The 7,737-nt window shown below is 62.7% G+C and carries 14 protein-coding genes; 6 read left to right on the top strand and 8 right to left on the bottom strand.

Features of this window, described 5'->3' with window-relative positions; all coding sequences use genetic code 11:
* From H2509_RS14065 to H2509_RS14035, 7 genes are all read right to left on the bottom strand, one after another.
* Nucleotides 1-737: DNA-methyltransferase (locus H2509_RS14065; RefSeq protein ID WP_182166290.1), on the bottom strand; the 737-nt coding region annotated here is incomplete at its 3' end.
* Nucleotides 737-1,009, bottom strand: coding sequence for a hypothetical protein (locus tag H2509_RS14060; RefSeq protein WP_182166288.1), 273 nt, complete (start codon nt 1,007-1,009; stop codon nt 737-739). The genes H2509_RS14065 and H2509_RS14060, both read right to left, overlap by 1 nt.
* The gene (locus H2509_RS14055; RefSeq protein ID WP_182166286.1) at nt 1,006-1,341 is read right to left on the bottom strand and encodes a hypothetical protein; all 336 of its coding nucleotides are present in this window, start codon (nt 1,339-1,341) and stop codon (nt 1,006-1,008) included. The genes H2509_RS14060 and H2509_RS14055 overlap by 4 nt, the downstream gene beginning before the upstream one ends.
* On the bottom strand, nt 1,338-1,817 hold the full coding sequence (locus H2509_RS14050) for a GcrA family cell cycle regulator (RefSeq protein WP_182166310.1): 480 nt from the start codon (nt 1,815-1,817) through the stop codon (nt 1,338-1,340). Before H2509_RS14050 ends, H2509_RS14055 begins: the two co-directional genes overlap by 4 nt.
* A complete protein-coding gene (locus H2509_RS14045; RefSeq protein ID WP_182166308.1) occupies nt 1,817-2,098 on the bottom strand; it encodes a hypothetical protein in 282 nt (93 codons plus the stop codon). Before H2509_RS14045 ends, H2509_RS14050 begins: the two co-directional genes overlap by 1 nt.
* Nucleotides 2,098-2,598, bottom strand: coding sequence for a hypothetical protein (locus tag H2509_RS14040; RefSeq protein ID WP_182166306.1), 501 nt, complete (start codon nt 2,596-2,598; stop codon nt 2,098-2,100). Before H2509_RS14040 ends, H2509_RS14045 begins: the two co-directional genes overlap by 1 nt.
* Nucleotides 2,599-2,860: 262 nt before the next feature.
* Nucleotides 2,861-3,070, bottom strand: a complete 210-nt coding sequence (locus tag H2509_RS14035; RefSeq protein WP_182166304.1) for a transcriptional regulator — start codon at nt 3,068-3,070, stop codon at nt 2,861-2,863.
* Here H2509_RS14035 and H2509_RS14030 point away from each other — a divergent pair.
* Together H2509_RS14030 and H2509_RS14025 are read left to right on the top strand one after the other, a co-directional pair.
* Nucleotides 3,069-3,854, top strand: a complete 786-nt coding sequence (locus H2509_RS14030; RefSeq protein WP_182166302.1) for a LexA family protein — start codon at nt 3,069-3,071, stop codon at nt 3,852-3,854. The two genes, H2509_RS14035 and H2509_RS14030, sit on opposite strands and share 2 nt — an antisense overlap.
* 9 nt (nt 3,855-3,863) lie before the next feature.
* Nucleotides 3,864-4,274 carry an HIRAN domain-containing protein gene (locus H2509_RS14025; protein WP_182166300.1) on the top strand — a complete coding sequence of 137 codons (411 nt, stop codon included), beginning with the start codon at nt 3,864-3,866 and terminating at the stop codon, nt 4,272-4,274.
* Between the two features lie 57 nt (nt 4,275-4,331).
* Here H2509_RS14025 and H2509_RS21275 read toward each other — a convergent pair whose 3' ends face one another.
* The gene (locus H2509_RS21275) at nt 4,332-4,649 is read right to left on the bottom strand and encodes a zinc ribbon domain-containing protein (protein WP_182166298.1); all 318 of its coding nucleotides are present in this window, start codon (nt 4,647-4,649) and stop codon (nt 4,332-4,334) included.
* A gap of 273 nt (nt 4,650-4,922) precedes the next feature.
* Here H2509_RS21275 and H2509_RS14015 point away from each other — a divergent pair, with 273 nt between their 5' ends.
* From H2509_RS14015 to H2509_RS14000, 4 genes are all read left to right on the top strand, one after another.
* The gene (locus H2509_RS14015) at nt 4,923-5,087 is read left to right on the top strand and encodes a hypothetical protein (protein WP_182166296.1); all 165 of its coding nucleotides are present in this window, start codon (nt 4,923-4,925) and stop codon (nt 5,085-5,087) included.
* Nucleotides 5,087-6,154 (top strand): DUF5131 family protein, encoded by a 1,068-nt coding sequence (locus H2509_RS14010; RefSeq protein WP_182166294.1) that lies wholly within the window; start codon nt 5,087-5,089, stop codon nt 6,152-6,154. Before H2509_RS14015 ends, H2509_RS14010 begins: the two co-directional genes overlap by 1 nt.
* Before the next feature lie 286 nt (nt 6,155-6,440).
* Nucleotides 6,441-6,668: a hypothetical protein gene (locus tag H2509_RS14005; RefSeq protein WP_182166151.1), complete on the top strand. Its 228-nt coding sequence runs from the start codon at nt 6,441-6,443 to the stop codon at nt 6,666-6,668.
* A 49-nt stretch (nt 6,669-6,717) separates the two neighbouring features.
* The coding region (locus tag H2509_RS14000; RefSeq protein WP_182166268.1) for a DNA polymerase III subunit beta family protein at nt 6,718-7,737 on the top strand (1,020 nt) is incomplete at its 3' end.

Below are 7,737 nucleotides of genomic sequence, written 5' to 3'. Positions count from 1 at the left end.
TCGAACATCCCGCGCGGGCGGGGCGTGGCGGCCGCCGCCTCGATCCGCCGGCAGGCGGCGTCGAACCACCGCCGCTCGATCTCCACGCCGACGAAGCGCCGCCCGGCGCGCACGGCCGCGACGCCAGTGGAGCCAGAGCCCATGAACGGGTCGAGCACCGTTTCTCCGGGCTTCGCCGAGGCGCGGATATAACGCTCCATTTCCAGCACCGGCTTTTCTGTCGGGTGGCCGGTTTCGTCGCGCTGCGGGATTTGCGAAAGCTGCTTGGCACCGGGGGTGAGGATCGTTTTCGCCCGCCCCTTGAACAGGTAGAGCGTGAACTCGCAGTCCTTCATGAACCAGCGGTTCGCCGTCGCCGTTCCCTTGCCCCAAACCAGCAGATTATGCAGGCGGAAACCCGCGCGGACCCCCGCCGCATGCGCCGGGAACACGTTCTTGTCGTTCGCCATCAGGTAGCAGTCGGCGTCGTCGACAAGCGCTTCGAAGGCCAGCGCGGCGACCTCGTCCCAATCGATATCGCAATGGACGATGGCGCCATTGTTGGAATAGTCCGCCATCCAGCCGACGGTCATCGGCTTGTGCCTGGACGAGGTCTTGGCCGCCCCGCCGGAGGTGAGCCGATACGGCGCGTCGGAGACGAACAGATGCGCCTTGGGCAGCGCCGGCACGATCTCCCGCGCATCGCCCAGGTAGAGCGTGGCCGGGCCGATCTCGCGCTTTTCGAGATAGCCCGCCATTACAGCGCAATCCCCAGGTCGCACCACAAAACCGGGTCACCCATGCGCCCCCGGCTGGCATAACGCCGCGCCCTTTGCTCGGCCGCCGCCGCGTCGTCGTCGCTCAGCGGCGCGAAAGGCATCTCGTTCGGCACGCCGTCCGGATGCGCCTTGCGGAAGCGCTTGCAGGCCGCCTCCGTCGCCAGTTCCAGCGCTTCCCGGTCATTCGTTTCGATCTCCGGCAAACCCGGATCGGACGGATCCAGCATCGGTGTTCGGACGTCGGAAATCATGCGGCCACCCCCTGCCCTACGATTTCGAACAGCACCGCCTGAGCCGGTACCGGCGCCGGGCCGCGCGAGCGTCGCTTGATCGCGCCCTTGCTTGCCGTTTCCGCCAACCGCCGATACGCCGCCACCCGCCGCCGCAATGCGCGGCCAAGCGCCATCGACCGCAGTTGCCAATGCGCCAGGTCTTTCCGGCAAAGAAAAAGCTCGGCTTCCAGATAGGCGATCCGCGCCTCGTGAAAGCGGATCTCGGCCGCCTTGTCGTCCGGCCGCCTGTCGGCAGCCGCGCGTGCCCTGGCCAGATCCCGCGCCAGATCGTTGAGGGATTTGCCGCTCATTTGCCGCGCTCCTCTGCCGGTGTCTGGTAGATCAGCGTGGTGCGGGCGTGATGCGCCGCGCACCAGTTCTTGCCGTCCGCTTTCGGCGCGCCGCAGCACAGCACAAGGCCGTCTTCATCGCGGCCGTCGAGGATCCACGGGCATTGCGAAACCCGCCGATCGAGCAGCCGGACGGGCATCACTCCCGGCAGCGGCTCGCCTGGGTCGAAGGCAACCGACTCCGGCCCCTCAACCTGCACCGGAGCGCCTGAAGGCAAGGACGTCAGCGCGCGGCGCGCCCTGGCTTTCGCTGTCTCCGCCTTGTGCGTTGCGGGCCGGCGACGGGTCTCGGTCCGCATGTAGCGGTACACATGGCCGCATATGACGGAGCGCGAAACCCCGTGTTGCTGCCCGATCGCCTCATAGGACAGGCCCCTGGAAATGCCTTCGCGCACAACGTCGCTGCGCTCATCGCGATTGAGATAGAGCCAGGCCATCACGCCACCCCGGCCAATGTCAGCGCGGCGCGTCCCTCTACCGTCAAGGACCAGAAATCGGCCCGCGCGGTCGGGCGGCGCTCGACGTACCCAAGGTCGATCATCATGAAGAGAGCGCTGCGAAGCTGGTTCTGAGACAGAGTGCAAGCACGGGCGATGCTGCCGGTGTCGGTCTCGCAGATTTCGGGGCTGTCCCAGTCTTCCCGGTCGATCTCGATAGCCATGTTGAGCGCCCTGAGCGCCATAGCTTCACAAGGATCTAGGAAATCCGTATCAAGCATCACCCGTCCCTCCGGCTCATCACCCGCTCGCAATGCGCCCGCAGCGTGCAAAGCGCGTCGATGCCCTCGGAAAGCTCCTGCATGATCCCCATTTCGCGGATCTCGTCGGCCGTCACCGTGCCGCCATTGCCAAGCGCAAGGCACAGCACCGAGGCCGCCTCGCCGCATTCGCGCACCGCCGCGGCGATCTCGCGCGCCCATTCGGCGTCGGCGTCCGGCCTGGGCAGCGGCACGAAGCTGCCGCCCGCCAGCCGGCAGATTTCCGAAAGCAGCACCGGCCCGCCGTCCAGCGTCAGATCCAGCATCACGTCCACCGGGCAATGCGTGTCGGCGTGGCGCGGGTTGTCGGCATTGCCGTAGTCGGAAAGCGTCTGCCCGGAAACGCGGGTGATCGCCGCCGCCGCCTCCTGGCCGTGCATGCGCCGCACCTGGCGGCGCATGGCCTGTTTCAGGGCCGATCGGTGATAGTCCGTCGTTGCCCGGTCAAGCTTCATGGTCATCGGCCTTTCCCCGTATCTTCCCGCGATGCGCGGGGCTGACAGCGCTGGCGCGAATGCGCCAGACTGCGCCCCATGAACAACAAAACGGCCCCATCGCCGCACACCCCCCTCACCCCGGCCCAGGCCCGCCTGCGCGCCGCCTGCCGCCGTCTTCTCGCCCTCCGCGCCGTCTCCGCCGGCGGCTCCGGCCTCGGGGAGGAGGGAGAGGCCGGCGCCGCACGGCGCATGTCCGGGCCGGGAGTCGGCAGCCCGGACGGGGAGATCAGGCGGCGGGTTCATCGAGCGGATAGAGATCCGGGCGCAGATGGTGGCGCGGAACCCCGGTAACGCGCTCGACTTCAAGAACGCGCTCGGCCGGAATTCGCCCCTTTTCCCATTTGCAGACCGTCGCTCGCGTGACGCTGAGCTGACGACTGACGTCATCGAGCGTGAGGCAATTCGCCTTCCGATATTTCGTGAGTGCGTGTTCCATGACCGGAATGTTTCATTTATCGAAACTTGGTGTCAAGCGAAATATTTCGCTTTCAGATAACGACACCGGAAACCCCGCTGAATACCTTCGGCGGATGGATGGCGATCATGTGAAATTTTTCCTGCGAGAATGGCGGAAGGCGAAAGGCTGGACGCAGGATCGCCTTGCCGAGGAAACCGGCAGCAACAAAGGCCAGATCTCCAAGCTGGAGACCGGCGCGCAGCGGATGAACGCGGAATGGATGAGCCGCTTTTCCCAGGCTTTGGGGATCCGGCCAAGCGACCTGATGCGCCATCCGGACAAGCAGGACGCTGCGCCTCTTTCGCCCATCCCGAGCGCCAAGATGATAGCCGTGCCGATTGTCGGAACCGTCCAGGCCGGCATATGGCGCGAGGTGGAGGCGCTTTGGCTAGATGCCGAGGAACAAAAGGTAATTCTTTCCATCGAAGAACCGCCTTACAAGCCCGGAGACCTTGTCGGCTATCGGGTGGCCGGCGATTCCATGAACCTGCTGTGTCAGGATGGCGGGATCGCCCTCTGCGTCGATTTCGCGAAATCCGGGCTTGCTCTCCGCACCGGCCTCATCGTCGTGGCCGAGCGCGAGGAACATGGCAAGGTAGAACTGACCCTAAAGGAAGTCGGGTCAAACGGTAATGGGTGGGAACTCATACCAAGATCGACAAACAAACATTACAAGACCATCATATTGAATGGCGACGACGAAGGTGTCACCGTGTCAGTAAAGGCCATCGTACTACGTTTCATTACGCCAAGATTGATATAGAGGTCATGAATGCGAGTTAACTTTTTAGAAGAAGAGACTTTACCAGACACTGGTTTCAATATCGCTCTTGACGAAGTCAATATTGTAGGCGAGGAATATTACAAAAGAGAATGCAATTTATTTCTTGACGGCATTCTATATTCACGCGCAAGAAACTTGGGGTTCGGGATAGAACTCGTCCGGGAGCCATCCAACCCGCACGACGAACTGGCGATAATGGTTTTCGGCTACTGGACGGGAAAGAGCATTCTCAGGCGAACTTCGATCAAGCGTGCCCACATAGGCTATATCCCAAGGAAGCTCGCTTACCGCATCGCAAAGGAAACGGACGGCGTTGCACCGATCGCGGCAGCTCTGTCCGCGATCGAGACATCGCCGGTTGATCCCATAAACATCATAATAAATATATATTACGGATAGCAGGTTGCAGTTATACATTGCAACCAAACCCGATATTATCAACAAAGCCTAAGTATCTTATCTGCGTTGCTGATAATACTTAGGCTTCTCGGCCGCACCGTCTGAAAGATCGCTGCCGCAATGTCGGCATTTAATAGCCGCCGACTGAACCAACTCCGCGCAATACGGACATTTTTTAAGCTTACCAGCGATGTATTCCTTGTGCTCTCTTTGGTCGTCTGGCGTGGGCAGGGCGACGAGGAGAATAAAGGCTAGCAGAGGGGATATAACGCACGCCAGCGCGACCCACCCGATTGCCGACCTATGACGGGAATTTGCTACGATGCCGACAATGACGGCGAAAACGATCCAAACAATTGCAATCTCTAAAACCATGATCCCTCCAGGCTCTCACCGCAATTAGCAGAGATGCTTAAGACCGACCAACCGCATCTCACGGAATCAACCGTAATGCGCCAATCCTAGCGATGACAACCGCGCCCGTCGACGGTTGCGTCCTCTATTCGACGCGCACTTTCGCGCACAAGCTTCCGATTTAGGGCATGTCACAAACGAGATAAGCGAGGCATGTTTCTTAAATCGAAATTTTTATGTTGACAGGTGAATTTCGAATTATGAAACTCCGCTCATTGATCAGCGGAGAGCGCCATGTCTCATTCCAGCGAGTTTTCAGGTTTCGCGCCGCTTGTGCGGCGCCCGGCCCCGCGTGACGCCGTCGAGGCCGTCTCGTCCGTCATCGTGGTGGCAACGGCCATCGGCATCCTTCTCGGCGAAACCGTCTACGCCGCCGCCCGCCTCGCGGGGTGGCTGTGATGGCCGATAACACCGATATCGAATGGTCGGACGCGACATGGAACGTGGTCACCGGCTGCGCCGTCGTCTCTCCCGGTTGCACCAATTGCTACGCGATGAAGCTCGCCGGCACCCGGCTGCAGCATCACCCCTCGCGCGCCGGCCTGACGCAGATGAGCAAGGCCGGCCCGGTCTGGACGGGCGAGGTGCGGTTCAACGAGCAATGGCTTGACCAGCCCCTGCGCTGGAAGCGGCCGCGGCGCATCTTCGTCGCCGCTCATGGCGACCTGTTTCATGAGGCCGTGCCGGACGAAGTGCTCGACGAGGTTTTCGCCATCATGGCGCTTTGCCCGCAGCACACATTCCAGGTGCTGACCAAGCGCAGCAAAAGGATGCGGGAATATCTGAGAGACCCCAATACGCCGTTCAGGGTCGCCGATATGGCGACGGTTGTTGGCCGTCATCTACCAGATGGACACCCAGGATGGCAGCGAGGCAATTGGCGGGCATCGCCAATAATCGGCTGCACTCAACCCGCAAATTGGCCTCTGACGAACGTCTGGATTGGCGTCTCCGTCGAGGACCAGACCCGCGCCGACGAGCGCATTCCCGACCTGCTCGCCACCCCGACCGCCATCCGCTTTGTCAGCGCCGAGCCGCTTCTCGGGCCGGTGGATTTTTTGGCGTTCCAGGAGGGAATCCCCGGGAATGAGTGGCTGACATGGCTTGATGGCATCGACTGGATAATCGTCGGCGGCGAAAGCGGCCCCGACGCACGGCCGATGCATCCGGATTGGGCGCGATCCATCCGCGACCAATGCGCCGCCGCCGGCACCGCTTTCTTCTTCAAACAATGGGGCGAATGGGCGCCGCAAGTGGGCGCCGTCGATGGCTGGAACATCGACGACAACCCGGAAATAAGCCGCTTTGACCACAGGGATTGGGAAGGCGGCCATTGGGGTGAACCTTATCGGCCTATGTGGTGCGACGAAGTCGATGACGACACAGTCTCCCGCATCGGCAAATCCCGCGCCGGCCGTCTTCTCGACGGCGTCGAGCACAACGCCATGCCGGAGGTGGCCCGGTGAACCGTTGCACAAACCTCATAAAGCGAGCGTTCATCGGCCTTGGCCGCGCCATATACGACGCCTTCCCTGTCTGCCTATGCGTCCTTGGCGGCGTCTTCTTCGGCATCTCCTTCCACGTTCCGGAAAATCATGATTCTGGAATGCTAGGCATGGCCCTTCTCGGCTTGGTTTGCTGTTCGACGGCGCTTTCTCTCGCCAGCGAGCGCGCGCGGGCGCGCGGATTTCTGGACGGGGCCGAAGCCCTCTTTCACCTGATAAACCGCGAATTCGCAAAGGACGACGGCCAATGACCGCCGCCCTTCCCGTGACGATCGATGCCGCCGCCACCCTTTGCCACCGGCGCAAGGTTGCCGACCGCCGCGTCAGGCTGGAGCTGCTGGTCGAGGATTACACGGTCGACGCGCAGGCCGCCTATGACGTCGGCGATCCGGGCCTCGGCAAGGCGCTCGAGCGCAACGCCGGCCGCATCCGCGCGAAAGCAAAATCGCTCAGCCGCCGCAACGACGGCCGCTGACGCACGCCGCCCCATCGGCATTTCCCCCTCGTTTCAGGAGGTCAATGCAATGTCTGATTTGCTCAAGATCGAGACCCCCGCCGGCGACCTGCGCAAGGTTCTGTCGCTGCTGTCGCGCATCCGGCTTCACAGGTCGAAAATCCCTGTTCTCGGCTGCGCGCTTGTCGAGGCGAAGGACAACGCGGTCACCCTGACCGTGACGGACCTTGGCGCCTGGCTGACGCTCAGCCTGCCGGCGCGCGTCCACGCGCCCGGCCGCGCGCTGCTGCCGTTCAACCTTGCCCGCATGCTTGTCGCCAATCACGCCGCCGGCACGCCCATCACCATCGAGCAGGCGGCCGGCGGCACCGAGCTGACGGTGAGCGACCCGGACGGCCGCACGACGCTGATCACACCACCGGTCAGTGACTTTCCCGAAGATAACCTTTCCACCAGGCCCGTGATCGGCACCTTGACGCTTGCCGACGAGGCAGCCTTTCGCGACAGGTTGAAACGGGCGCTGCGTGTCGTTTCGACCGAAGAGACGCGCTATTACCTCAACGGCGTCTGCCTGGACGTTGCCGAAGGCGCCGACAAGGTCAAGCTCGTATCGACCGACGGTCACCGGCTGATCGCCATCGATGCGGGGGCCGAATGGAGCCCGGCGGCGCAGGGTGAGATGGACCCGCCCGACCAGCTTTGCATCCTGCCGCGCATGATCGTCCCCGCATTGACGGCCATGCCCTTCGCCGGGCCGATCCTGCTGCGCGAGGGGGAGAATTTCGAAGTGCCGCTCGTCGGCGGCCGCATCATCACCAGCACGATCGATGGCAAGTTTCCGGACTGGCGCCGCGTCGTGCCGAAGTTCGGCGAACGGCAGCCGGACATGATCAGCTTCGACCGGGCCGAACTTCTGTCGGCGATGCGGCGTATCCCGTGGGGCCATAGATCGACGCGGATCGACATCGCTGTCGGCAAGGGCAAGGCGGTTCTTAGCTACAACAGCCGGCATGACCTCAGCGGCTTCCGGGTATTGTCCGTCGAGTCGTCCACAAAAACACCCGAGTGGTTTCACGCCTTTGACCGACAG

Origin of the sequence: Stappia albiluteola (assembly GCF_014050225.1) — a bacterium.
GTDB classification, from domain to species: Bacteria; Pseudomonadota; Alphaproteobacteria; order Rhizobiales; family Stappiaceae; genus Hongsoonwoonella; species Hongsoonwoonella albiluteola.
Note: the sequence above shows the minus strand (reverse complement) of the source record. Positions and strands in the feature narration are given on the sequence as shown.

What these genes read in the sequence shown, in the direction of transcription:
- H2509_RS14060 (WP_182166288.1), bottom strand. Translation starts at nt 1,009, where the DNA reads ATGATTTCCGACGTCCGAACACCGATGCTGGATCCGTCCGATCCGGGT.
- H2509_RS14055 (WP_182166286.1), bottom strand. Translation starts at nt 1,341, where the DNA reads ATGAGCGGCAAATCCCTCAACGATCTGGCGCGGGATCTGGCCAGGGCA.
- H2509_RS14050 (WP_182166310.1), bottom strand. Translation starts at nt 1,817, where the DNA reads ATGGCCTGGCTCTATCTCAATCGCGATGAGCGCAGCGACGTTGTGCGC.
- H2509_RS14045 (WP_182166308.1), bottom strand. Translation starts at nt 2,098, where the DNA reads ATGCTTGATACGGATTTCCTAGATCCTTGTGAAGCTATGGCGCTCAGG.
- H2509_RS14040 (WP_182166306.1), bottom strand. Translation starts at nt 2,598, where the DNA reads ATGACCATGAAGCTTGACCGGGCAACGACGGACTATCACCGATCGGCC.
- H2509_RS14030 (WP_182166302.1), top strand. Translation starts at nt 3,069, where the DNA reads ATGACCGGAATGTTTCATTTATCGAAACTTGGTGTCAAGCGAAATATT.
- H2509_RS14035 (WP_182166304.1), bottom strand. Translation starts at nt 3,070, where the DNA reads ATGGAACACGCACTCACGAAATATCGGAAGGCGAATTGCCTCACGCTC.
- H2509_RS14025 (WP_182166300.1), top strand. Translation starts at nt 3,864, where the DNA reads ATGCGAGTTAACTTTTTAGAAGAAGAGACTTTACCAGACACTGGTTTC.
- H2509_RS21275 (WP_182166298.1), bottom strand. Translation starts at nt 4,649, where the DNA reads ATGGTTTTAGAGATTGCAATTGTTTGGATCGTTTTCGCCGTCATTGTC.
- H2509_RS14015 (WP_182166296.1), top strand. Translation starts at nt 4,923, where the DNA reads ATGTCTCATTCCAGCGAGTTTTCAGGTTTCGCGCCGCTTGTGCGGCGC.
- H2509_RS14010 (WP_182166294.1), top strand. Translation starts at nt 5,087, where the DNA reads ATGGCCGATAACACCGATATCGAATGGTCGGACGCGACATGGAACGTG.
- H2509_RS14005 (WP_182166151.1), top strand. Translation starts at nt 6,441, where the DNA reads ATGACCGCCGCCCTTCCCGTGACGATCGATGCCGCCGCCACCCTTTGC.